General features: G+C 70.8%; 21 protein-coding genes. 7 read left to right on the top strand and 14 right to left on the bottom strand.

Translation table 11 applies throughout. The annotated features are described in order from the left end of the window. Positions 1-28: 28 nt before the first annotated feature. From ACQ860_RS09715 to ACQ860_RS09705, 3 genes are all read right to left on the bottom strand, one after another. On the bottom strand, positions 29-718 hold the full coding sequence (locus ACQ860_RS09715) for a DUF1194 domain-containing protein (RefSeq protein WP_431303177.1): 690 nt from the start codon (positions 716-718) through the stop codon (positions 29-31). 88 nt (positions 719-806) lie between these two features. Continuing rightward, positions 807-1,961 (bottom strand): DegT/DnrJ/EryC1/StrS family aminotransferase, encoded by a 1,155-nt coding sequence (locus tag ACQ860_RS09710; RefSeq protein WP_431303176.1) that lies wholly within the window; start codon positions 1,959-1,961, stop codon positions 807-809. 80 nt (positions 1,962-2,041) lie between these two features. Further along, positions 2,042-3,970: a polysaccharide biosynthesis protein gene (locus tag ACQ860_RS09705; protein ID WP_431303175.1), complete on the bottom strand. Its 1,929-nt coding sequence runs from the start codon at positions 3,968-3,970 to the stop codon at positions 2,042-2,044. A 112-nt stretch (positions 3,971-4,082) separates the two neighbouring features. Here ACQ860_RS09705 and ACQ860_RS09700 point away from each other — a divergent pair, with 112 nt between their 5' ends. Beyond that, positions 4,083-5,282 (top strand): Zn-dependent hydrolase, encoded by a 1,200-nt coding sequence (locus tag ACQ860_RS09700; RefSeq protein WP_431303174.1) that lies wholly within the window; start codon positions 4,083-4,085, stop codon positions 5,280-5,282. Continuing rightward, the gene (locus tag ACQ860_RS09695) at positions 5,275-6,474 is read left to right on the top strand and encodes a Zn-dependent hydrolase (RefSeq protein WP_431303173.1); all 1,200 of its coding nucleotides are present in this window, start codon (positions 5,275-5,277) and stop codon (positions 6,472-6,474) included. Before ACQ860_RS09700 ends, ACQ860_RS09695 begins: the two co-directional genes overlap by 8 nt. Positions 6,475-6,521: 47 nt before the next feature. Here the strand turns inward: ACQ860_RS09695 and ACQ860_RS09690 are convergent, their stop codons facing one another. The 11 genes from ACQ860_RS09690 to ACQ860_RS09640 form a co-directional block, all read right to left on the bottom strand. Continuing rightward, on the bottom strand, positions 6,522-7,883 hold the full coding sequence (locus tag ACQ860_RS09690) for a CoA transferase (RefSeq protein ID WP_431303172.1): 1,362 nt from the start codon (positions 7,881-7,883) through the stop codon (positions 6,522-6,524). After that, positions 7,880-9,625: an allophanate hydrolase gene (atzF, locus tag ACQ860_RS09685; protein WP_431303171.1), complete on the bottom strand. Its 1,746-nt coding sequence runs from the start codon at positions 9,623-9,625 to the stop codon at positions 7,880-7,882. Before atzF ends, ACQ860_RS09690 begins: the two co-directional genes overlap by 4 nt. Further along, a complete protein-coding gene (locus ACQ860_RS09680) occupies positions 9,622-10,458 on the bottom strand; it encodes an alpha/beta hydrolase (RefSeq protein ID WP_431303170.1) in 837 nt (278 codons plus the stop codon). The genes atzF and ACQ860_RS09680 overlap by 4 nt, the downstream gene beginning before the upstream one ends. After that, positions 10,455-11,321 (bottom strand): polysaccharide deacetylase family protein, encoded by an 867-nt coding sequence (locus tag ACQ860_RS09675; RefSeq protein WP_431303169.1) that lies wholly within the window; start codon positions 11,319-11,321, stop codon positions 10,455-10,457. The genes ACQ860_RS09680 and ACQ860_RS09675 overlap by 4 nt, the downstream gene beginning before the upstream one ends. Continuing rightward, positions 11,318-12,082 (bottom strand): ABC transporter ATP-binding protein, encoded by a 765-nt coding sequence (locus ACQ860_RS09670; RefSeq protein WP_431303168.1) that lies wholly within the window; start codon positions 12,080-12,082, stop codon positions 11,318-11,320. The genes ACQ860_RS09675 and ACQ860_RS09670 overlap by 4 nt, the downstream gene beginning before the upstream one ends. Beyond that, on the bottom strand, positions 12,072-12,872 hold the full coding sequence (locus ACQ860_RS09665) for an ABC transporter permease (RefSeq protein WP_431303167.1): 801 nt from the start codon (positions 12,870-12,872) through the stop codon (positions 12,072-12,074). The genes ACQ860_RS09670 and ACQ860_RS09665 overlap by 11 nt, the downstream gene beginning before the upstream one ends. Then, positions 12,869-13,816, bottom strand: coding sequence for an ABC transporter substrate-binding protein (locus ACQ860_RS09660; RefSeq protein ID WP_431303166.1), 948 nt, complete (start codon positions 13,814-13,816; stop codon positions 12,869-12,871). The genes ACQ860_RS09665 and ACQ860_RS09660 overlap by 4 nt, the downstream gene beginning before the upstream one ends. Before the next feature lie 162 nt (positions 13,817-13,978). Further along, entirely contained in the window at positions 13,979-14,935 is a 957-nt protein-coding gene (locus tag ACQ860_RS09655; RefSeq protein WP_431303165.1) for a D-2-hydroxyacid dehydrogenase family protein, read from the bottom strand. 17 nt (positions 14,936-14,952) lie between these two features. Then, complete coding sequence (locus ACQ860_RS09650; protein ID WP_431303164.1) at positions 14,953-16,749, bottom strand: heavy metal translocating P-type ATPase; 1,797 nt, start codon at positions 16,747-16,749, stop codon at positions 14,953-14,955. Beyond that, positions 16,746-17,180 (bottom strand): acyl-CoA thioesterase, encoded by a 435-nt coding sequence (locus ACQ860_RS09645; protein ID WP_431303163.1) that lies wholly within the window; start codon positions 17,178-17,180, stop codon positions 16,746-16,748. The genes ACQ860_RS09650 and ACQ860_RS09645 overlap by 4 nt, the downstream gene beginning before the upstream one ends. Next, positions 17,177-18,076 carry an ABC transporter substrate-binding protein gene (locus tag ACQ860_RS09640; RefSeq protein ID WP_431303162.1) on the bottom strand — a complete coding sequence of 300 codons (900 nt, stop codon included), beginning with the start codon at positions 18,074-18,076 and terminating at the stop codon, positions 17,177-17,179. The genes ACQ860_RS09645 and ACQ860_RS09640 overlap by 4 nt, the downstream gene beginning before the upstream one ends. Positions 18,077-18,200: 124 nt before the next feature. Between ACQ860_RS09640 and minC the strand changes: the two genes are divergently transcribed. The 5 genes from minC to ACQ860_RS09615 are packed head-to-tail and all read left to right on the top strand — an operon-like array spanning position 18,201 to position 22,682. Then, positions 18,201-18,956, top strand: a complete 756-nt coding sequence (minC, locus tag ACQ860_RS09635; protein ID WP_431303161.1) for a septum site-determining protein MinC — start codon at positions 18,201-18,203, stop codon at positions 18,954-18,956. Positions 18,957-18,986: 30 nt separating this feature from the next. Beyond that, complete coding sequence (minD, locus tag ACQ860_RS09630) at positions 18,987-19,808, top strand: septum site-determining protein MinD (protein ID WP_431303160.1); 822 nt, start codon at positions 18,987-18,989, stop codon at positions 19,806-19,808. Beyond that, a complete protein-coding gene (minE, locus tag ACQ860_RS09625) occupies positions 19,805-20,089 on the top strand; it encodes a cell division topological specificity factor MinE (RefSeq protein WP_431303159.1) in 285 nt (94 codons plus the stop codon). Before minD ends, minE begins: the two co-directional genes overlap by 4 nt. After that, positions 20,086-21,126, top strand: coding sequence for a serine hydrolase domain-containing protein (locus ACQ860_RS09620; RefSeq protein ID WP_431303158.1), 1,041 nt, complete (start codon positions 20,086-20,088; stop codon positions 21,124-21,126). Before minE ends, ACQ860_RS09620 begins: the two co-directional genes overlap by 4 nt. A 41-nt stretch (positions 21,127-21,167) precedes the next feature. Beyond that, entirely contained in the window at positions 21,168-22,682 is a 1,515-nt protein-coding gene (locus ACQ860_RS09615; protein WP_431303157.1) for a YifB family Mg chelatase-like AAA ATPase, read from the top strand. The last annotated feature ends 46 nt before the right edge of the window (positions 22,683-22,728 follow it).

The raw sequence follows: 22,728 nt of genomic DNA, 5'->3' as shown, positions 1-22,728 counted from the left end.
GTTCTTTTCCGCGCAGGCCCCCGTGGCGTCAAGCGATCTCCCGGATCAGCTTGCGCCGCACGGCGGTGCCGAAGGCGTCGAAATCCTCGGCCACGATCATGAAGGCGCCGGTGCCGCCGATGACGCTCTGCTGGAAATACTGGTCGAGCGGAACTTGCGGCATGCGGCCGAAGGTCGGCCGGTCGTTGATGATGGGCAGGCCGTTGATGACGATGCCCTGGGCCACCGCCTCGTCCCGCGCCAGCTCCGCCGGCCGCCCCGAATTGTTCACGCCGTCGCCAGAGACATCGATCACCCTCCGCGTCCCCTCGAAGGGTGCCTCGGCCAGCACGCGGCGCGAAAAGTCGATGCCGCCCGAGATGGAGGTCCAGGAGAGGGAGGCGCGCGGCGCCTCGGCGAGCGCCGAGGCCCAGGCTTCAGCGTCCGCCTGGTTCGCGATGCGCGTCCAGGGCAGCACCAGGCGCTGGTACTCGAAGCCCGCCCATTCGACATAGGCGAGGCCGATGGCGCCGATCATCCCGCGGCGGATCACCTCCACCACGCGCGGGTCGCTCACCGCGTTGCGGTAGCCCTCGCGTTGGAGGCGGGCCTCGTCCTCGTCAATCGAGCGGCTGACATCCACGGCCAGCACCAGCAGCACGTCCACCGGTTCCGGCGGCTGGGCGCGAGCGCTGAGCGGCAGGGCGGCCGAAGCGGCCAGAAGGGAGCGACGACGCATGGCGTTCGACCTCGCGCGCGGGAACGCCCGTATCAAAGCCTCCCGGACGGGAAAAACGCAATGCCTGGTTGCATGCCCCCGCCAGGTTTCACCCGAGCCCGCGCAGCACGGCCGTGCAGACGCGCTCCACCTCGCCCTCCTCCAGATAGGGGTGCATGGGGAGCGACATGACCTGGTGGCACAGCGCCTCGCTCACCGCGAGCGGCGGGGCGGCGGAGAGGGCGGCCGCATGGCTGGCCGCATAGGCCGGCTGATGATGCAGCGGCTTCGGGTAATAGACGCCGAAGGGGATGCCGTCCGCCTTCAGCGAGTCCTGCACGCGGCTGCGCTCGGCCGCATCGTGGCAGCGGATGGTGTAGAGGCCCCATGCCGACTGCGCCTCGTTCGACACGCGCTGCAGCGCGACGCGGCCGGCCAGACGCTGCCCGTACCAGCCAGCGATCTTGGCGCGGTCCGTCAGCTCCTGCGCGAAGAGGTCCATCTTGCAGAGCAGGATCGCGGCCTGGATCGTGTCCAGCCGGCCATTCATGCCGATGCGCAGCACCTCGTAGCGCCCGCCGCCCTCGCCATGGGTGCGCAGCGAGCGATACAGCGCCGCCCGCTCCTCGGAGGGCGTCAGGATCGCGCCGCCATCACCGTAGCAGCCCAGCGTCTTGGTCGGATAGAAGCTCAGCGTCGTCGCGTCCGAATGCTGGCCGAGCGATTTCCCGTGCAGCGTGGCGCCGAAGGCCTGGGCCGCGTCATCCAGCGTGAACATCCCATGCTTCGCCGCGATGGCGCGGATGCCGTCCCAATCCGCCGGTAGGCCGAAGAGATCCACGCCGACGATGGCGCGCGGCCGGAGCTTGCCCTCGGCCAGCACGAGGCCGATGCGGCGCTCGAGATCGGCCAGGTCCATGTTGAAGCTCTCGGGGTCCACATCCACGAAGACCGGCGTGGCGCCCAGCACCAGCGGCACCTCCGCCGTCGCGGTATAGGTGAAGGCGGGCAGGAACACCGCGTCGCCACGGCCGATCCCCTCGGCCATCATCGCGATCTGCAGCGCATCCGTGCCGGAGGAGACGCCGACAGCATGAACGCCGGAGAAGGCGGTGAGGCGGGCTTCCAGCTCGGCCACTTCCGGGCCGTTGATGAAGCGGCCGGAGGAGATGACATGCGCCACGCGGCGGTCCAGCTCGGCGCGGATCAGCGCCTGCTGCGCCTGCATGTCGAAAAGGGCGATGGGCTTCTGCGTCTGGGTCATGCGCGCTTCGTGAGCCACCGGCCGCCGGGGATCAACCCCCCGGCGATTCAAGCCGTGTGACGGAAGGTGTCAGGCGGGGATCAGAGGCCGCTCTTCTGGACCGCCTTGCCGTCCTGGTGATCGAATTCCGGCACGAGGCGCGCGAGCTGCGCCAGCGCCATGCGCCCATGCCCGCCGCGCGCGGCCGCCGCGATCTCGTCCAGCGCGCGGCCGACCAGCGCGGCATCGGCGGTGCGCGGAGTCGCCACCAGCAGGCCGTCGAACTGCGTGGGGCGCGGCGGCTCCTGCCCGTGGAACATTTCCTCGAAGAGCTTCTCGCCGGGGCGAAGGCCGGTGAAGCGGATCTCCACATCCTCATCCGGGCGCAGGCCGGCGAGGCGGATCATGCGGCGGGCGAGGTCCACGATCTTCACCGGGCTGCCCATGTCGAGCACGAAGATGCCGCCCTCGCGCAGTTCGGGCGGCGCGTCGTCGCGGTCCACGGCGCCGACCACGGCGGCCTGCAGCACCAGGCCCACCGCCTCGCGCACCGTCATGAAGTAGCGGCGCATGTCGGGATGCGTCACCGTCAGCGGCCCGCCGCGCTCCAATTGGCGCCGGAACAACGGCACGACCGAGCCGGTGGAGCCCAGCACATTGCCGAAGCGCACGGTGATGCAGCGCATGCCCTGGCTGCTGGCGCGCGCCTCGCGGTCCAGCGCCTGGCAATACATCTCGGCCAGGCGCTTGGAGGCGCCCATCACGCTGGTCGGGTTCACGGCCTTGTCGGTGGAGATGAAGACCATGAGCGTGCAGCCCACGGCGCGGGCCGTATCGGCCACGATGCGCGTGCCATGCGCGTTGGTCAGCAGCCCCTCCAGCGGGTCGTTCTCCACCATCGGCACGTGCTTCAGCGCGGCGGCGTGGAAGACCAGCTCGGGCTTGATCTCCTCCATCAGGCGCCGCATCCGCGCCTCGTCCCGCACATCGGCCAGCATGGCGCGGCGCGGCACGGCGGGATGGCGCTCCGACAGCTCGAGGTCAATCTCGTAGAGCACGTATTCGCCGTGATCGAGCAAGGTGAGCATGGAGGGGCCAAGGGCCGCCACCTGGCGCGCCAGCTCGCCGCCGATGGTGCCGCCGGCACCCGTCACCAGCACGCGCCTGCCCTGGACGAGGCGCGCCATGCCCTCGCGGTCGAGCGGTACCTGCGGGCGGTCCAGCAATTCCTCGATGGAGACGGGGCGCAGATCGATCCGCGCCGCCTCATCCGCGCTGCGCGCCGCATGGCCGAGCGAGGTGGGCTGCGGCGCACGGCGGATGGGCACGCCGTGGCGATCGGCGGCGTCTAGCACCACCTCCAGCGCCGTTCCGTTCAGGTCGGGCGAGGCAAGGACGAGCAGGGCGGGCAGGCGCTGCTCGGCGCGCAGGCGCTCCAGCACCGCATCCGTCTCCTCCAGTGTGCCGAGGATGGGATGGCCCTGGATGCGCCGGCCCGCCTGCCGCGAACGACGCGCAAGAATCCCCTGCACGCGATAGGCCGGCTGGCGCTGCTGCGCGAGCGCGCGGATGAAGAGGTCCGCCTGGTCCACCCCGCCCACCACCAGCACGGGCTGGGTGGCGCCTTCCTCCGCCGTGCGCCGGATGGTTCGCAGCCGGCCGATCAGCCGGGGCACGCCGAGCAGGCCGGTCAGCGCCACCGCATGCAGCGCGGGAAAGGCCAGGTTGGGTGAGTGCCAGAGGCCCGTGAGCCAGAGCGTGCCGGTAAACAGAAGGGCGGCGGCGGTGCAGGCGCCCAAAACGGCCAGCAGGTCCTGCACACCGGAATAGCGCCAATACTGTTGTGGCAGGCCGAGCGCCCAGCCCGGCGGCACCAGCGCCAGCACCGCCAGCGGCAGGGCCGCCGCCCACCAGCCGGCGGGCGGCACGCTCCCTGGTCCGGCCAGCGCCAGGGCAAGCGGCAGCGCCAGGAGCGCGAGCGCCGCGTCCAGCGAAAGGTTGAGCAAAATCCGCGTGGGGGCCCTGGCCATGGGGCGCTTATAGGCCGTTCCGGCCCCACTCTCAAAGGTCACGGCTTGGCCGGCGCGGCTTGCCGCATGAAATTCCTCGCCTATCCTGCCCGTCTCGCAACAGGGGTGCAGCATGGCGCAGGTGGATACGGACCGTTTCCTTCGGGATCTCAACGAGCTTCGGAAGATCGGCGCATACAAGACCGGCGTGCACCGCCCGACCTTCTCGCCCGAGGACATGGAAAGCCGCCATTGGCTGATGGAGCGGATGCGCGAATGCGGCCTGGAGGCCTCGATCGACGGCATCGGCAATGTCTTCGGCCGCCACAAAGGTCCCGGGCCGCACCTCCTCGTCGGCAGCCATATCGAGAGCCAGAACCAGGCCGGCTGGCTGGATGGCGCGCTCGGCGTCATGGCCGGCGTGGCCCTGGCCCGCGCCGGCCTGCCGGTGGATGTCGTGGCCTTCGCCGATGAGGAGGGCCATTACGGCAGCTTCATCGGCAGCCGTTCGCTCATCGGCCTGCTGGAGGAGAGCGAGATCGACACGCTCACCAACCGCTACCACGGCAAGCCATTGCGCCAGGCGCTGAAGGAAGCGGGCCTGGAGGGCCTGCCCCGCCCGCGCCTCGACCCCGCCCGCTACAAGGGCTTCTTCGAGATGCATATCGAGCAGGGCACGCAGCTCGAATCACAAAATCTCCGCAGCGGCGTGGTCACCGGCATCGTCGCCATCTGGCAGTTCCGCATCGTGATCGAGGGCATGCAGGACCATGCCGGCGGCACCACCATGGCCGAGCGCAAGGACGCCGGCCTGACCGCCGTGCGCATGCTGGCCCGCATCGACCGCGAATTCCCGATGATCTGCGGCCCCCGCACCGTCTGGACCTGCGGGCGCATCGCGCTGGACCCCGGCGCGCCCTCCATCATCCCCGGCCGCGCCGAGGTGCTCTTCCAGTTCCGCGACATCGACACCGAGGTGCTGGAGCGGCTGGAGCGCTGCATGCGCTCTGTCGTGCAGGAGATGAACCGCACCGAGCGCACCGTCAGCACCGTGGAGGTGATGAGCCGCAGCAAGCCCGCCCCCTGCGACCCCGCGATGCAGGCCGCCCTCGCGGACGCCGCGACGAAGCACGCCAATGGCCAATGGCAGCACATGCCGAGCGGCGCGGGGCATGACGCGCAATACATGGCCCGCGTGATGCCGGCCGCCATGCTCTTCACCCCCTCCATCGCCGGCATCAGCCATCATTGGGCCGAGGACACGAAGGAGGAGGATCTGGCGCTCAACATCCGCATCATGGCCGACGCGGCGGAGGCTTTCCTCCGTGGCTGACGTGGACACCGCCCGCTTCCTCGCGGACCTGCACGAGCTGCGCCAGATCGGCAAGTTCAAGACCGGCGTGCATCGCCCGACCTACACGAAGGAGGACATGCAAAGCCGCCACTGGCTCATGGACCGCCTGCGCGAGGTGGGGCTGACGCCGAGCATGGACGGCATCGGCAATGTCATCGGGCGCCATCCCGGCCCGGGTCCGCATCTCCTCGTCGGCTCTCACCTCGAAACCCAGAACGAGGCGGGCTGGCTGGACGGCGCGCTCGGCGTCCTCGCTGGCCTGGCGCTGGCCCGCGCCGGCCTGCCCGTGGATGTCGTCGCCTTCGCCGATGAGGAAGGCCATTACGGCACCTTCCTCGGCAGCCGCAGCCTGATCGGCGACGTGACCGAAGCGCAGATGGACGCCGCGAAGCACAACATGACCGGCAAGCCGCTGCGCGAGGCGCTGCGCGAAGCCGGCCTCGAAGGCCTCCCGCGCGAGCGCCTGGATCCGTCCCGCTACAAGGGCTTCTTCGAGCTGCATATCGAGCAGGGCACGCAGCTCGAGAATGCCGGCCTGCGCAGCGGCGTCGTCACCGGCATCGTCGGCATCCGCTACTTCAAGATCACCATCATCGGCCAGCAGGACCACACCGGCGGCACCACCATGGCCGAGCGCAAGGATGCCGCCGTCGCCGCCATGCGCGTGCTGAGCCTGATCGATGAGCGCTTCCCGATGCATATCGGCGAGCGCACCGTCTGGACCTGTGGCCGCATCACCCTCGAGCCCAACGCGCCGCACATCATCCCCGGCAAGGCGGAACTCGTCTTCCAGTTCCGCGACATCTCGGAGGAGGTGATGGACCGGCTGGAGAACCTGCTCCACCGCATCGTGCAGGAGGTCGGCCGCCGCGACCGCTGCACCCTCAGCGTGGAATGTCTGAACCGCTCGCCCCCGGCGCTTGCCCACCCCGCCATGCATGAGGCGCTGCGCCAGGCGGCGACCAAGCACGCCAACGGCCAGTGGCAGCCCATGCCGAGCGGCGCCATCCACGATGCGCAACTCATGGCGAAGATCCTGCCCACCGCGATGCTCTTCACGCCCTCCATCGGCGGCATCAGCCACCATTGGGCGGAGGATACGAAGGAAGAGGATCTGACGCTGGCGTTGCGCATCCTGGCAGACGCCGCGGAAAGCTATTTGAGGCAGTAAAGAAAGGGCTTCCGGCGGCTGGGGCCGAGAGGCCCCAGCCGCCACGACTAGGCCCAGGCCGGCAGGGACGCGCCCAAGGGTTCAGCCGGGCGCGACCACACCGCGGGTGTCAAAGACATGCGCGCCGAATGGGGCAGGTGACGCACCACGCCGAAAGGACCCTCTTCCGCCACCAACGAGGGCGCATGCGGCACGGCACCGAAGCCCTCGATCCGCCCCAGGCTCCGCAACCACAACCCCGTCCGCGCCAGCGTCACCCGCACGCGCCAAGACCCACCCTCGACCGCCCGGCGATGCCACGCGGCCACAACGCCCAGCGCCAGCAAATACCCCGAGGCGTGATCCAAGGGCTGGCATGGCAACACCTTCGGCGCCGCAACACCCGCCGCCTCGGCCTCCGCGACATTGAAGCCCGTCGAGGTCTGCACCAGGCTGTCAAAGCCCCGCTTGTTCGCCCAGGGCCCGCCCCAGCCATAGGCGCACAACTCGCCCACCACGATCCCGGGATGCCGCGCGGCCAGCGCCTCGGCCGAAAATCCCTTCGCCGCCAGCGCGCCCGCGCGATAGGACTGCACGAAGGCATCGGCCCCCGCCGCCAGCCCATCCAGCCGCGCCGCATCCCCCGCATCGCGCAGATCCAGCGTCGCGCAACGCTTCCCGCGCCCGGTATCCACCACCAGAGTCGGGATGCTTGGCAGATGCGGCCCCGTGATGTGCAGCACCTCGGCCCCATGCACCGCCAAGCCCCGCGCCGCGACCGGCCCCGCGATCACGCGCGTCAAATCCAACACGCGGAACCCCTCCAGCGGCCGGTTCGCCACGGCGGGCAGCGGCCGCGGCGACGCATCGCCGATGCGCTCGATGGTCAGCAGCGGCGTCGTCGCCAAGTGCTGTGCCTGGGGATGCGCATCCCATTCCGCGAAGCTGCGCATGGCCGAGACGCAAAGCCCTGCCGCCGTCGCCTCCGTCTCGAAGGCGATGGCCTTGCGCCGCGCAAGCGCCTCGGTCACCGCCGCACGGTCATAGGCGCAGCCGAGCAGCTTCAGGATGCCGTCACGGTGATGCGGGAAATTCGTGTGCAGCCGCACCACGCCGCCATCCGCCGTCCCATAGGCGCCCGCGATCGCATCCCAGGGGTCGGCCGGCGGCGTGTCGCCGATCCGCAGATACCGTTCGGAATGGAACTCCGCCGCCGCATCGTCCATCGCAACCGCGACGCGCTGCATCGCCCCACCCCGCGCCGCATGCAGTGAAGCCACCGCAAGGCCGAGAGCGGCGATGGAGGCCTGCGCCGCCTCGCCGATGCGGAAGGAGGAGGGCAGGGCGGGGTCCGCCCCGGTGAGGTCCGCCTGCGCGGTGAGGCCGGGCTCCAGCCCCGCGCCCGCCAGCAGGTCAGAGAGCGTGCTCACTTCGCCGCCAGATGCGCGCGCCAGCCACCACGCGCCGTGATCTCGGGCGCGTTCGCCACGCCCTCGCTCTCCGCCTGGAAGCCCAGCACCGTGCTGCCATCCTCGAGCGTCACCCGTCCGAAGCCGAGCGGCGGCGGGATGGCCGCGAGGAAGGGCCCGATGGAGGCCGCCGGCAGCGCCCAGATCTCGCCCAGGATTGAGGCGCCGCCGGTCGCCGCCCGCACCATGCCGGGCCGGTTGCCGAGGTCGAACAGACGGTAGGTCGGCGCCGTCCGCGCCGCGCGCAGGAACCGCCCGCCGAAGCCCAGCACCTGCCCGTTCAGCGGCAGGCCCGACATATGCGCGCCGATGCAGAACAGCCCGATCTCATCCGCCGCCATCTCGGCCGGTGCGGGCGGCTTCGGCCCCAGCCCCGCCGCGTGATGCATGGCGGCCCCGATGCCCGCGAGCCGCCCTTCGCTGAAGGCGGGCCCCACCAGCGTGATGCCCGCCGGCACGCCATCCGCACGGAAGCCCGCCGGAATGGCCAGCGCCGAGAGATCGCAGAGATTCACGAAATTCGTGTAGGTGCCGAGGCGGCTATTCGCCGCGATCGGCTCCGCCGCCAGCGTGGCGAGCGCCGGCACGCCCGGGCAGGTCGGCAGCAGCAGCGCGTCGCATGTCGCGAAGAGTTGGCGCGCCAGCAGCCGCGCCTCGGCCGCCGCATGGAAGTCATCGAAGGCATCCACGGTGAGCCGCCCAAGGCCGCCCTCCAGGATGCTCCGCGTTACCGGATGCAGTGCGTCCGGTCGCTGCGTCACCCAGTCGCGCAGAGCCGAGGTCCGCTCGGCCACCCAGGCGCCGTCGTAAAGGCGGCGTGCCACATCCAGGAAGGGCGCGATGTCCACGCGCGTGATGGCGGCACCCATGGCTTCCGCGCGCGCGACCGCGCCGGCGAAGAGCGCGGCGTCATCCGGTGTGTCGAAGACGAGTTGCGCCTGTTCCGGCACGGCGATGCGCAGCACCGGCGGCGCCGCCTCCATCGTGCGCCATCCCGCGGGGGCGGCGCGGCTGTAAGGATCCGCCGCATCCGGCCCGGCGGCGACGGCGAGCACCGCCGCCGCATCCGCCACGCTCTGCGCGAAGATGGAAATGCAATCGAGCGAGCGGCAGGCGGGCACCGCCCCACGTGTCGGGATCAGCCCCAGGCTCGGCTTCAATCCCACGATGTTCTGCGCCGCCGCCGGCACGCGGCCCGAGCCGGCCGTGTCCGTGCCATAGCTGAAGGCAGCGATGCCCGCCGCCACCGCCGTCGCCGAACCGCTGGAAGACCCACCGGGAATCAGATCGGCCCGCACCGCATTGCGCGGCGTGCCATAGGGGCTGCGCGTGCCGTTCAGCCCTGTGGCGAACTGGTCGAGATTGACCTTGCCCAACAGCAGTGCGCCGGCCGCCAGAAGCCGCGCCACGGCGGGTGCGTCCTCCGCCGGCATGCGGAAGAAATCCGGGCAGGCGGCCGTCGTCGGCAGCCCGGCGGCGTCGATATTGTCCTTCACCACGAAAGGCACGCCATGCAGCGGGCCCGGCGGCAAAGCCGCCGCCCGCGCCAGCAACTCCTCGTCCGGCACGGTCGCCAGGAACAGCGCCGGATCGTTGAAGGCCCTGATGCGGGCCAGCGCCTCGCGCGCCACCTCCACCGCCGAGCCACCGGCGGCGTAGTAGGCCGCCAGCGCCTCCAGCGTGAAGGCGGCGGGCGGCCTCATCGCAGCAGCTCGGCCGCGAGGCGCAGCAGCGCCCCATCCGGCCGGCGCAGCGCCTCGAGCACACGGAAGTGATCGGCGCCGGGCACCGGCCAGAGCGGCCCTGGCGCCTGCGCCTCGCTGCGCAGCCGGTGGAAGTCGCGCGACTGGCGGCACAGCTCCGGCAGCTCCGACGCGCCATAGGCGATGGCGATGGGCTTCTGCACCACCGGTCGGCGCATGGGCGAGAGCTCGACCAGCTCCTCATCCGTCAGCTTCAGCGCGGCGTTCAGGTAGGTGTCGCGGATCGGCCCCAGCTCGAAGATGCCGGAAATGGCAATCGCCGCGGTCACGGCCGGATGCTCGGCCCCCAGCGCCGTCAGGTGCCCGCCCGCGCTCCAGCCCGTCAGCACGATCGGCCCCGCCAGCCCATGCTCCGCGCCATGGGCCGCGAGCCAGTCGAGGGCCGCATGGATCTGGTAGACGATGCGCGTCAGCGTCACTTCGGGGCAGAGGCTGTAGCCGCAGATCGCGACATTCCAGCCCATGGCCAGCGCGCCTTCCGCCATGGCCGCGAAATCCTCGCGGCGGTTGCGCTGCCAATAGCCGCCATGGATGAAGGCCAGCGTCGGCGCCTGCGGATCCGTCCCCGCGTAAAGGTCCCATTGCTCGCGCTCGCTCTCGCCATAGGCGAGGTCCAGCGCCTTGGCATGCGCGCTGCGGAAGGCGGCGGAAGCCTGGTTGCGCTCCTCGATCAGGCTCGGCGCATCGGGCACCGCCTCGTTGTTGTTGTAGGCGGAATCACGTTCGCGCTGGGTCAGGCTGAACCAGTTCGACTTGGTCATATCGGCACTCATGCGGCTTCCCACCAATCCAGGATCTCGGCCCCCTGAGCGAACACCGCCCCGGGCCGGCTGGCAATGGCATCGAGTGTCGCTTCCAGCACGCCGATCCGGTGCGGCACGCCGGAGATATAGGGATGGACGGCGAGGCCCATCACCTTGCAGCCCTCGGTCTCCGCCTCGGCCAGCAGGCGGTCGAGCTGCGCTAGCGTCCGCACCTGCAATTCCTCCGCCTGGTGGTGCTGCACCATGATCATCGGAATGTCGTTCAGCTCGACGGAATAGGGCATGGACCAGATGGGGCCATGGCGCGTCTGCACCGGCACCGGCACGTCATCCACCACCCAGTCGGCGCAATAGCGGATGCCGTGTTCGGCCAGGATGTCGGTGGTGTCGAGCGTCTGCGTCAGGCCGGGGCCGAGCCAGCCCACCGGCGGCTTGCCGGTGAAGGCGCGGATGGTCTCCACCGCCTCGCGCACCATCTCGCGCTGGTCGAGGATCTGGTGCGTCGGGATCTGCTTGAAGCCGTGCCCCATGAACTCCCAGCCCGCATCGCGCGCCGCACCCGCCACGCGCGGATAGGCGTTGCAGACATTGGCGTTGATCGAGAGCGTGGGCCTGATGCCGCGCTTCTCGCAGGCCTTGAACATGCGCCAGAAGCCCACGCGCATGCCGTATTCATGCCAGGCCCAGTTGGCGACGTCGGGGACCACCGCCACACCTGTCGGCGCCGGCAGCACCTGGCGCGGCATGGGGCGCTCGATGCCCCATTCCTCGATGTTGATCACGAAATAGACCAGCACCTTGGCGCCGTTCGGGCCCGGCCGCGGCGCGCGATCCTGCGGGGCGGCATAGGCGATGCGATCGGTGGGCTTCAATGATGGCCTCCCAGCATGGCGGCGAAGTGGCGGCGCAGCATGTTGAAATCCGGATCCGTCGGGTCGCGCGGGCGGGGCAGGTTCACCCGCTCATCCGCGACGATGCGCCCCGGCCCGGACGACATGACCACGATGCGGTCCGCCATCAGGATGGCCTCCTCGATCGCGTGCGTGACGAAGATGACGGTGAGCTTCGTGCGCTCCCAGATCTCCAGCAACTCCTGCTGCAGGTTCTCGCGCGTCATCGCGTCCAGCGCGCCGAAGGGCTCGTCCATCAGCACGACCTCCGCCTCATTCGCCAGCACGCGCGCGATGGCGACGCGCTGCTTCATGCCGCCCGAGAGCTGGTGCGGATAGGCCTCTGCGAAGCGCGTCAGCCCCACCATGTCCACGAAGCGCTTCGTCGTCTCGGCCACTTCCTTGGCCGGCCGCCCGCGCGCTGCGGGGCCGAAGCCCACATTCTTGGCCACGGTCAGCCAGGGGAAGAGGCCGTAATCCTGGAAGACCATGCCGCGATCCGGCCCCGGCTCGCCGATCGGCTTCCCCCACATGTCGAGCTTGCCTTCGCTCGGCGTCTCGAAGCCGCCGATCATGCGCAGCAGTGTGGATTTCCCGCAGCCCGAGGGCCCGATCAGGCAGACGAACTCGCCCTTGCGGATGGAGAGCGTCGCGTCCTGCAACGCCACGATCTCCTGGCCCTGGAAGTCGAAGCGCTTCGTGACATGCGTGATGTCGAGGATGTTGAGCGGATCAGCCGCCATGTTGGGGGCTCCAGCGCAGCAGGCGCTTGCCGAGGAGTTGAACGGCGTAGTCCGAGAGGTAGCCGAGCAGCCCGATGGTGATCATGCCGCTGATGACGATCTCGGTGCGGGAGAGCTGCCGCGCCTCCATGATGATCGCCCCCAGGCCCGTCTGCACACCCGTCATCTCGCCCACCACGATCACGACCCAGGCGAAGCCGAGGCCCAGGCGCAGCCCGGTGAAGATGGAAGGCAGCGAGGCCGGCAGCACCACCTTCCAGAACAGCGCGGAGGGGGAGGTGCCCAGCATCCTCGCCGCCTCGAAAAGCCGCGGCTCGACATTGCGGACGCCGAAGATGGTGTTCACCAGGATCGGGTAGAAGGCCCCCAGGAAGACCAGGAAAAAGGCCGAGCGCGGCCCGATGCCGAAGACGATCATGGCGAGCGGCAGCCAGGCCGTCACCGGGATGGGCCGCATCAATTGCAGCGTCGGGTCCAGCAGCGCGCGCACCAGCCAGATGCGCCCGATCATCATGCCGAGCGGCAAGGCAAGGGCCGCCGCCAGCGCGAAGCCGCCATAGACGCGGCTGATGCTGGCCAGCGCGTGCTCGGCCAGTGTGCGCGAGTAGAGATCGTCCCAGACCCCGCCGAAGGCGAGGTCCCAGAGCTGCACGCCGACATCCATCGGCGGCGGGATGAGGCTGAAGGGCCGCCCCGCCGTCGAGAAATGCCAGAAGGCGAGGAAGAGCAGCGGCGCGCAGAGGGCGAGCAACAGCCCGCGCGCGCCGCCCAGACCCGATTGCGTGCTCACGCCGTGCGCGCCAGCTCGTCCGAGAAGCGGGTGTTGAAGAAGGTGTTGAAGTCGGGGATGGCGCGGATCTGCTGCAGCTCCAGCATGTGCTGCGCGTAGGTCCGGCTGCGCTCGACCATCTGCGGCGTCATCCGCCAGTTGAGCTCCACATTCTCGATGCTGATCTCCAGCGCGGGGCGCTGCATGCCCAGGCGTTGCACCGCCATCTCGATCGCCGCCGCGCGGTTGGAGGAGGCGAATTCGGACGCCCGGCGATGCACGCCCAGCATGGTGGCGCAGAGCGCCGCATTGCGCTGCGTCGTCTCGAAATGGGTCGCGAAGATCATGTTCAGCGTGCCCATCGGCGTGGAGTAGGGGAATTCCACCACCTTGCCGATGCCCGTCACCTGGCTGATGCCCGGGCCGGGCTCCGCGCCCACATAGGCGTCGATGTCGCCGCGGGCCAGCGCCGCATGCATCTCGCTGAAGCTGACGCGAACGCTCGTGATGTCACGGATGCTCATCCCCTCCATCCGCAGGCGCTCGCGGATGAAGACCTCCTGCGTCGAGCCGGGCCAGATGCCCACGCGGCGGCCGCGCAGGTCGGTCAGCGTGTTGATCGGCCCATCCTTGCGGGCGACCACGGCCATGCCCTTGTCGCAGCAGGAGCCGATGACGGTGACGGGCTCGCGCGCCGCGGCCCCCAGGATGCCGGCGGCGATGCCGAAGGCGCCGAAATCCACGGAGCGGGTCACCACCGCGTTCTTGCCCTCGGTCGGGCTCTCGAAGGGGATGACCTCGATGGTCATGCCCTCGGGCATGAAGCGGTCATAGAAGAAGGGGGTGATGGAGTGGATCAGCCGCAGCGCGCCCATCCGCACCCGCGTGCCCTGGGCGGCGACGATGGCCGGCGTGGCGAGAGTGGCCGCGGAGGCGGCCAGCAGCGTGCGGCGGTGAAGGCTCATGGTCGGGCGCTCCCATCTATGGTTCGTGCCAAGTGGCGTTCGATGGGGGCGGTTTTTGGCCGCGGGAGGGAGGCCGGCAAGGCCGATTCGGGGGCTCACACGCCCCCGCGATCCGCGATCTGCCTCCCGCACGGGCAGCGCGCCCATGCGGGAGGCAATGCCTCAGCCCGTGATGACCCGGATGGGTGCGCCCGCCTGGAAGGCCTCGATGGCCTCCACCGCGCCCTGGAAATAGGCGCGGTAATTCTCCTCCGTGACGTAGCCCAGATGCGGCGTCAGCACCGTGTTGGGCGCCTTCAGCAGCGGGTGATCGGCGGGCAGCGGCTCGATGTCATAGACGTCAATGCCCGCGCGGATTCGCCCGGCATGCAGCGCCTCCAGCAGTGCCGGCTGGTCCACCAGCGGCCCGCGCGAGGTGTTCACCAGCATCGCCCCCGGCTTCATCGCGGCGAGTTCGGCCGCCCCCACGATGCCGCGCGAACGGTCCGAGAGGATCAGATGCAGCGTGACCACATCCGCCTGGGCGAACAGCTCCTGCTTCTCCACGCGCGTGGCGCCCACGGCGGCGGCCGCTTCGGCGGTGAGGTTCGTGCTCCAGGCGATGACCTTCATGCCCAGCGCCTGTCCCACCTTGGCGACCCGTGTGCCAAGCTTGCCGAGGCCCACCACGCCCAGCGTGCGGCCCTCCAGCCCCTGGCCCAGGGCCGTCTGCCACTTCCCCGCATGCAGCGCGCCCACCTGCTCCGGGATGCGCCGTGCCAGCGAGAGGATCAGGCCCCAGGTGAGGTCCACCGTCGGCGCGCCGAAGCTGGGCGTGCCGGAGAAGACGATGCCGCGCTCGGCGCAGGCCTCGGCGTCGATGCCGCGGTTGCGCTCGCCCGTCGTGATCAGCAGCTTGAGATTGGGCAGGCGCTCGATCAGCGCGCGCGGGAAGGGCGTGCGCTCGCGCATGGCGAGGATGGCGTCGAAGGGCATCAGGCGCTGCACCAGTGCCTCGCGGTCGGCGATCGTGTCGCGGAAGACGGTCTTCTCGATGCCCGGCAGCCGGTCCCAGGGGCCCATCGAGAGAGTGACGTCCTGGTAGTCGTCGAGAATGGCGAGGCGCTTCAGTTCGGGCATGTCGTGCTCCCTGGGGGTCAGTCGGTCAGGGCGCGAAGGGCATTGAGAATCACCGCCACGTCAATGGCCTCCTGGATCAGGGCGCCCTGCACGGGCGTCAGATACCCGAAGGCCGCCAGCACCATGCCGAGGCTGGAAAGCCCGATGCCGATGGTGACGGATTGCAGCGCGATCGCGCGCGCGCGCCGTGCCGCGGCCAGCGTTCCGGCCAGGCGCGAAAGGCCGTCCACCAGCAGCACCGCATCCGCCGCCTCGGCCGCCGCCGCCCCCTTGGTGGCGACGGCGACGCCGACATCCGCCGCCGCCAGGGCCGGCGCGTCGTTCAAGCCATCGCCCAGCATCAGCACCGGGCCGTCGGCGCGCGCGGCCGTGATCAGCGCGACCTTGTCGGCCGGGCTTTGCCTGGCATGCGACGAATCGGCCCCGATGGCGGCCCCCGCCGCCCGCACGGGCGTGCCGGCATCGCCCGAGGCCAGAATGATGCGGCGGATGCCGGCCGCGCGCAGCGTGGCGATGGTTGCCACCGCATCGGGCCGAAGCTGGTCGGCGAAGACGAGCGTCGCCACCTGCGCCCCGTCCACCGCGATCGCGCAGCGCATGGCGCCCTCCGGCCCCTGGCCCACGGGCAGGGCGGGGGCGCCGGCCAGCGACTCCACCCAATGCGCCCCGCCCACCGCGACGCGCCGGTCTTCCACCAGGCCGGTCAGCCCCTCGCCCGGCACCTCGCTCACCTCCTCCGGCACGCTGAGCGGGAGCCCGCGCGCGCGGGCGGCGGCGACCAGCGCGCGCGCGATGGGATGCTCGGACGCCTGGTCGAGCGAAGCGGCGAGGCGCAGTGCCTCATCATCGCCGGTCATCGCCACCAGCGCCGGCGCGCCCGCCGTGATGGTCCCGGTCTTGTCCAGCACCAGCACGCGAATCCGCGCCATCGCCTCCAGCACCGCCGCCGATTTCACCAGCACGCCGAGCTTGGCCGTACGCGACAGCCCCGCCAGCAGCGCCACCGGCACGGCGAGGATGAGCGGGCAGGGGGTGGCGATGACCAGCACGGCCAGCGCGCGCTGCGCCTCACCCGTCAGCGCCCAGGCGCCGCCCGCCATGGCGAGCGTGAGCAGCAGGAAGCCGACCGACCATTGGTCGGCGAGGCGCGCCATCGGCGCCCGGCTGTCGGCCGCCGCCCGAACCATGCGGACAATGCCGGCATAGGTGCTGGCCGCCGCATCCGTCGTGGCCCGCAGGTCGAAGGCGTCGCCCGCATTGGCGCAGCCGGAGAGCATCGCCTCGCCCTCGCTCACGCGAACCGGCATGGGCTCGCCGGTCAGTGCCGCCGTGTCGAGCATGGCCATGGGCGAGGCCAGCACCCCATCCACGGGCAGCACCGCGCCGCGGCGGATCAGCAGCACATCCCCCACCGCGATCTCCTCGATGGGGATCTCGGTCAGGGCGCCATCATCATGGCGCAGCGCGGTGCGGGGCTGGCGCGCCAGCAGCGCCGTCATCTCGGCGCCGGCACGCCTGTGGGCGTAATCCTCGAGATACTGCCCGCCCGCATACATCAGCGCGACGATGCAGGCGGCCAGCGGCTCGCCCATCGCGAGGCCGGCGGCCATGGCCAGGGCCGCGATGAGGTCGAGCCCGAAGGCGCCCTGGCGCAGGCTGCGGATCATCTCCGCCACCAGCAGCACCAGCACGGGCAGGGTGCCCATGGCGAAGGCGATCTCGGCGCGTCCGCCCAAGCTCCAGAGCAGCCCGCCCGTCAGCAATCCCAGCAGCGGACAGGCGACGAGCAGGCGCCGGTCCGCGAGCGGGTTCACACCCGCACCGCCTCCCCGGCGGCGCGCAGCGCGGCCGGCAGCGGCACCGTTTCGGATTGCGCGGCGCGCTTCACATAGACATGGGTGAAATGCCCCTCCGCCGCCGCCACATCCTCGCCATTGCGGAACAGCGCCAGCGCATAGGTGATGGAGGAGGTGCCGAGGCGGCTGACGCGCAGCCCGCCCGTGATCTCATCCGGGAAGGCGAGCGGCGCGTGGTAGCGGCAGCCGGTTTCGACGACGAGGCCGACATGCTCGCTGCTTTTCAAATCCAGCACGCCATGCGCCAGCAGGAAGCGCGCCACCAGCGTGTCGAAGAAGCTGTAGTGCTGGACGTTGTTCATGTGCCCGTAGATGTCATTGTCCATCCAGCGGGTCGGCATGGGCAGGAACCAGCGGTAATCGGCGCGCGTGCCGGGGGGCGCCCTCATGCGAGGGCCTCCGTCACCACCGCTTCGTCCACGCAGAGGTCGAAATCCGGGATGTGCGGCAGGGCGCCCGCGCGGATCATCGCCTCGCCCAGCGCCTGGAAGGCCGCGCGCGGCATGTGCGGCCCATCGGTCCAGAGGCCCGAGGCCTGATACCGCGCCACGGCACGTTCGCGAGTCGCGAGCGGCAGGTCCGGGAAGCGGGCCTCCAGCAGGGTGGCGATCTCGGCCGGGCTCGCCGTCTCCATCCAGCGCAGCGTCTCGGCCAGCGCCCGCACCATGCCGCGCATCGCCTCGCGTCGGGAGGCCAGCGTCGCGCTCGTGCTGTAGAGCGAGCTATAGGCCATCGGCCCCGTGCTGGCCTGGCTGAACCAGACGGCGCCGCCCGCCTCCTCCACCTGGGAGGCGAAGGGCTCGAAGACCTGGATGGCGTCGAGCTTGCCCTCCAGCAGCGCCGCCACGTTCTCGGCCATGGTGCCACCCGCGCGGTCCTTGACCTTCCGCCCGCCCGCGCGGGCCACCGCATCGGCCAGGCACCAGACGGGGGTAGGAACCTCGGTCACGAGTCCCAGCCGGAACCCGTTCAGCTCGGCCAGGTGCAGCCCCTCCCGAGCCGAGCGTCCGGCGATCAGGAAGGGGTCGCGCATGATGACGGCGCAGAAGGCCGTGAGCGGCGAGGCAGCGTCCGCCGCGCGGTGCTGCATCACGCGCATCGGCCCGCTCCAGGCCAGGTCGGCACGGCCGGCCAGCACGGCCTCGGCGGCGAGGGTGGGCGTGCCGGCGGTCTCCATCCTGAGGTCCAGCCCGTTCCGGGTGAAGGCGCCGCGCGCCTCCGCCAGGTAGTAGGGGGCGTAGAACAGGGCGCGGAAGGGCTCGGCAAGGATCAATGTCTCGGGCATGTGGGCAGCATGCGGCGGATTCGGCACGGATTCCACTCCCGCACCCGCAGTTGGGGCTTCGCTGCCGGCGCGCGGGCGGCTATCAAACCCCCTCACCAGTTTACCCGGGAAGCCCTTGGACCCCATGACCGCCGACGCCAGGCCCACCTCTGGCCTGCCCACCGAAACCTTCCGGCTGCGCGGCAGCAACTACAGCCTGCTGACCCTCCGCCTGCTGACGGGTGACGTCGCGGCGGTGCTGCCGGCGCTCGGCGACCAGTTCCGCAAGGCCCCCGGCTTCCTGCGCTACGCCCCCATCGCCATCAGCCTGGATGATCTGGGCGGCGAGCAGGTGGATTTCCCCGCCCTTGTCGCCGGGCTGCGCGCGCTGGAGATCCTGCCGATCGGCGTGGTGGGCGGGCCGCAGCTGCTGCGCGCCGCCGCCGCCGGCGCCGGCCTGCCCACGCTGCGCCCCGCCGGCCAGCGCGAGACGGAGGTGGAGGCGCCCTCGCCCGTGGCAGCCCCCGCCGTCGCCATCCCGGCGCCCGAGCCCGCGCGGCCCGCGCCCGCCGCGCGCACCATGGTGGTGAACCAGGCGGTCCGCGCCGGCCAGCGCGTCTATGCCGAGGGCAGCGACCTCGTCATCGTCGGCCCCGTCAATGCGGGCGCCGAGGTGATCGCGGACGGCAATATCCACATCTATGGCGCGCTGCGCGGCCGCGCGGTCGCGGGTGCCAGCGAGGACAGCGAGGCGCGGATCTTCGCGCAGAGCTTCGACCCGGAGCTGGTCGCCATCTCCGGTCTCTATGCGGTGCGCGACGGGGTGCCCCCCGCCGTCATCGGCCGCGGCGTGCAGGTGCGCCTCGACGGCGAGCAATTGCGGTTCGACCTCTTTGGCTGAACCCAGGATCCATTCACGAGGGAAGACAACATGGCGCAGGTGATCGTCGTCACATCGGGCAAGGGGGGCGTGGGCAAGACCACCAGCTCCGCCGCCTTCGCCACCGGCCTCGCGCAGCGGGGCAAGAAGACCGTCGTCATCGATTTCGACGTGGGGCTGCGCAACCTCGACCTCATCATGGGCGTCGAGCGCCGTGTCGTCTTCGACATCGTGAACGTGGTGCAGGGCGAGGCGAAGCTCTCCCAGGCGCTGATCAAGGACAAGCGCGTGGAGGGCCTCTCCATCCTCCCCGCCTCCCAGACGCGCGACAAGGACGCGCTGACCAAGGAAGGCGTGCAGGGGATCATCGAGGAGCTGAGCAAGGACTTCGACTACATCCTCTGCGACAGCCCCGCCGGCATCGAGAAGGGCGCGCTGCTCGCGCTCTATTTCGCCGACCAGGCCATCGTGGTGACGAACCCCGAGGTCAGCTCGGTGCGCGACAGCGACCGCATCCTGGGCGTGCTGCAATCCCGCACCCGCCGCTCGGAGCAGGGCAAGGACCCGGTGAAGCAGCATCTGCTGCTGACCCGCTACGATCCCGCCCGCGTCGAGCGCGGCGAGATGCTGAAGCTGGATGACGTGCTCGAGATCCTGGCCATCCCGCTGCTCGGCGTGATCCCGGAGAGCGAGAGCGTGCTCAAGGCGTCCAACTCCGGCAACCCGGTGATCATGGATGCCGAGAGCCAGGCCGGCCAGGCCTATGCCGATGCGGTGGCGCGCTTCCTGGGCGAGGAAAAGCCGCACCGCTTCCTCGAACCCGAGAAGAAGAAGGGCTTCTTCGGCAAGCTCTTCGGCGGGAGGGCGGCATGAGCTGGCTGAACTTCTTCCGCAAGGAGCGCGAGACCAAGGGCACCGCCGCCGCCGCCAAGGACCGGCTGCAGGTCATCATCAGCCATGAGCGCGTCAGCCGCGGCCAGGCGGACTTCCTGCCCAAGCTGCAGCAGGAGCTGGTGGCCGTCGTCGCGCGCTACGTCGCGATCGACCCCGCGAAGGTCCAGGTGAACCTGGAGCGCGGCGGCGATTTCTCCACGCTCGCCATCGATATCGAGCTGCCGGGCCCGGCCGCCGTGCCGGGTGGCCGCGCGGCGTGACCCCTGAACTGACGGCCGCGACGGAGTTCGCCGCGGCGCATGAGACCCCCTGGCCGCGCGACATCCTCGCGCATCTCGAAGGCGGCTATTTCGAAGGCCCGCCCGACAATGCCGTGATCGGCCCCACCGCCCCGCGCGGCGGGCCGAACGGCGTGATCTACCAGCACGGTCAGCGCGTTGCCGAATGGGGCGACCCCAGCCGCGCCGACATGACCTTCAGCGTGGCCAAGAGCTACCTCGCCATGCTCGCCGGCCTCGCCGTACAGGACGGGCTGCTGCCCGATCTCGATGCGCGCGTGAGCGAGCGCGTGCCGCATGAGACCTTCGCCACGGCGCAGAACGCGCCCATCACCTGGCGGCATCTGCTGACCAACACCTCCGAATTCGAGGGCACGCTCTTCGGCAAGAGCGACCTGATCGACCGCGGCCGGAACCTGGGCGTGGAAGGGCAGGGGAAGAAGCGCAGCCCGCGCCCCATGCAGCCGCCGGGCAGCTATTGGGAGTACAACGACGTCCGCGTGAACGCGCTGGGCCTCGCGCTGCTGCACCTCTTCCGCCGGCCGCTGCCCGAGGTCTGGGCCGAGCGGATCATGGCGCCCATCGGCGCCTCCTCCAACTGGCAATGGCGCGGCTATTCCACCTCCCAGGTCGAGATCGACGGCCGGATGATCGAGAGCGTCTCGGGCGGCGGGCATTGGGGCGGCGGCATCATCATCAGCGCGGAGGACCAGGCGAAGATCGGCCTGCTCGTCGCGGCCGATGGCGAATGGAACGGCAAGCGCATCCTGTCCAAGGAATGGCTCGATCTCTGCCGCACGCCCTGCGCGCTCAACCCGCATTACGGCTTCCTCTTCTGGCTCAACACCGGCGGCACGAAATGGCCGGCGGCGAGCGAGCGGGCGGTCTGCTTTTCGGGCGCCGGCGGCAACACCACATGGATGGAGCCGGCCGAGGGCATCGTCGCCGTCTCGCGCTGGCTCGATCCGGCGCATCTGAACGGCTTCATGGGGATGGTCCGCGCGGCGCTCCGGAAATAGGGCTTGCGCGCGGCCCGTGCCGGTGAAGACACTGCGGGCGCATGAGCCTCGCCCGCATCGCCACCTTCGCCTTCGCCGGCATCAACGCCGTCCCGGTGGAAGTGCAGGTGCAATTGGCACCGGGCCTGCCCGCCTTTTTGCTGGTGGGCCTGGCCGATAAGGCGGTGGGCGAATCGCGCGAGCGGGTGCGCGCCGCGCTCACCGGCCTCGGCCTCGCGCTCCCGCCCAAGCGGGTGCTGGTGAACCTGGCCCCCGCCGACCTCGCGAAGGAGGGCAGCCATTACGACCTGCCCATCGCGCTCGCGCTCCTCGCCGCCATGGAGGTGCTGCCGCGCGAGGAACTGGCCGGTTTCGCCGCGCTCGGTGAACTCTCGCTCGACGGCGCGATCCTGCCCGTGGCCGGCGTGCTGCCCGCGGCCCTTGGCGCCTCCCAACGCGGCCTTGGCCTGATCTGCCCGGCCGCGCAGGGTGGCGAGGCCGCCTGGGCCGGGCGCGGCGAGGTGCTGGCCCCGCCCGACCTGCCATCCATCCTCAACCATTTCCGTGGCGTGCAGGTGATGACCCCGCCCGAGCCGCCGCGCCTGGAGCGCGAGGCCTGGCGCGGCCCCTGCCTCTCCGAGGTGAAGGGCCAGGAAAGTGCCAAGCGCGCGCTCGAGATCGCCGCCGCCGGTGGGCACAACCTGTTGATGATCGGCCCGCCCGGTGCCGGCAAATCCATGCTCGCCGCCCGCCTGCCCGGCCTGCTGCCTGACCTCACGCCGGGCGAGGCGCTGGAGCTTTCCATGGTGCATTCCGTGGCCGGCCTGCTGCGCGACGGCAGGCTGATCACGCGCCCGCCCTTCCGCGAGCCGCATCACTCGGCGAGCCAGGCGGCGCTGATCGGCGGCGGCGCGCGGGCCCGGCCGGGCGAGATCAGCCTCGCGCATCATGGCGTGCTCTTCCTTGACGAATGGCCGGAATTCCCGCGCCCCGCGCTGGAGGCGCTGCGCCAGCCCATGGAGACGGGCCGCGCCGTCATCGCCCGCGCCAACGCCCATGTGGAATATCCCGCGCGCTTCCAATGCATCGCGGCGATGAACCCCTGCCGCTGCGGGCATCTGGGCGAGGCGGGGCGCGAATGCTCCCGTGCGCCGCGCTGCGGCGAGGAATATGCCGAGCGCCTGAGCGGCCCGCTGCTGGACCGGATGGACATCACGCTCCAGGTCCAGGCCGTGCCACCGGCCGAACTCTCCCGTGCGCCGGCCGGCGAGACCACGGAGCGCATCGCCGCCCGCGTGCAGGCGGCGCGCGACGTGCAGCGCGCGCGCTGGGGCGAGGATGGTCCGCGCCACAACGCCGCGGCCGATGGCGCGCTGCTGGAGGAACGCGGCGGCCTGCTCCCCGAGGCTCGGCAATTGCTGGAACAGGCGGCCGAGCGGCTGGGGCTTTCCGCGCGCGGTTTCATCCGCAGCATCCGGCTCGCGCGCACCATCGCCGATCTCGCCGGCAGCGCCGCCATCCAGCGCGCCCATGTGGCCGAGGCGCTGGCTTATCGGGGCCGCCGCCGAGGCAGCTGACACTTGTCCTGACAGGTCGGCGTGACGCGACCGCCCAAATGGGGCT

Origin of the sequence: Sediminicoccus sp. BL-A-41-H5 (assembly GCF_050632405.1) — a bacterium.
Classification (GTDB): Bacteria; Pseudomonadota; Alphaproteobacteria; order Acetobacterales; family Acetobacteraceae; genus Roseococcus.
This window is presented reverse-complemented; position numbering and strand designations above follow the sequence as displayed.

Bases quoted from the DNA above. Each gene is read 5' to 3' on its own strand.
- ACQ860_RS09710 (WP_431303176.1), bottom strand. From the start codon at position 1,961: ATGACCCAGACGCAGAAGCCCATCGCCCTTTTCGACATGCAGGCGCAG.
- ACQ860_RS09700 (WP_431303174.1), top strand. From the start codon at position 4,083: ATGGCGCAGGTGGATACGGACCGTTTCCTTCGGGATCTCAACGAGCTT.
- ACQ860_RS09655 (WP_431303165.1), bottom strand. From the start codon at position 14,935: ATGCCCGAACTGAAGCGCCTCGCCATTCTCGACGACTACCAGGACGTC.
- ACQ860_RS09615 (WP_431303157.1), top strand. From the start codon at position 21,168: ATGAGCCTCGCCCGCATCGCCACCTTCGCCTTCGCCGGCATCAACGCC.
- ACQ860_RS09640 (WP_431303162.1), bottom strand. From the start codon at position 18,076: ATGCCCGAGACATTGATCCTTGCCGAGCCCTTCCGCGCCCTGTTCTAC.
- minC (WP_431303161.1), top strand. From the start codon at position 18,201: ATGACCGCCGACGCCAGGCCCACCTCTGGCCTGCCCACCGAAACCTTC.
- ACQ860_RS09705 (WP_431303175.1), bottom strand. From the start codon at position 3,970: ATGGCCAGGGCCCCCACGCGGATTTTGCTCAACCTTTCGCTGGACGCG.
- ACQ860_RS09670 (WP_431303168.1), bottom strand. From the start codon at position 12,082: ATGGCGGCTGATCCGCTCAACATCCTCGACATCACGCATGTCACGAAG.
- ACQ860_RS09645 (WP_431303163.1), bottom strand. From the start codon at position 17,180: ATGAGGGCGCCCCCCGGCACGCGCGCCGATTACCGCTGGTTCCTGCCC.
- ACQ860_RS09715 (WP_431303177.1), bottom strand. From the start codon at position 718: ATGCGTCGTCGCTCCCTTCTGGCCGCTTCGGCCGCCCTGCCGCTCAGC.
- minE (WP_431303159.1), top strand. From the start codon at position 19,805: ATGAGCTGGCTGAACTTCTTCCGCAAGGAGCGCGAGACCAAGGGCACC.
- ACQ860_RS09660 (WP_431303166.1), bottom strand. From the start codon at position 13,816: ATGAGCCTTCACCGCCGCACGCTGCTGGCCGCCTCCGCGGCCACTCTC.
- minD (WP_431303160.1), top strand. From the start codon at position 18,987: ATGGCGCAGGTGATCGTCGTCACATCGGGCAAGGGGGGCGTGGGCAAG.
- atzF (WP_431303171.1), bottom strand. From the start codon at position 9,625: ATGAGGCCGCCCGCCGCCTTCACGCTGGAGGCGCTGGCGGCCTACTAC.
- ACQ860_RS09680 (WP_431303170.1), bottom strand. From the start codon at position 10,458: ATGAGTGCCGATATGACCAAGTCGAACTGGTTCAGCCTGACCCAGCGC.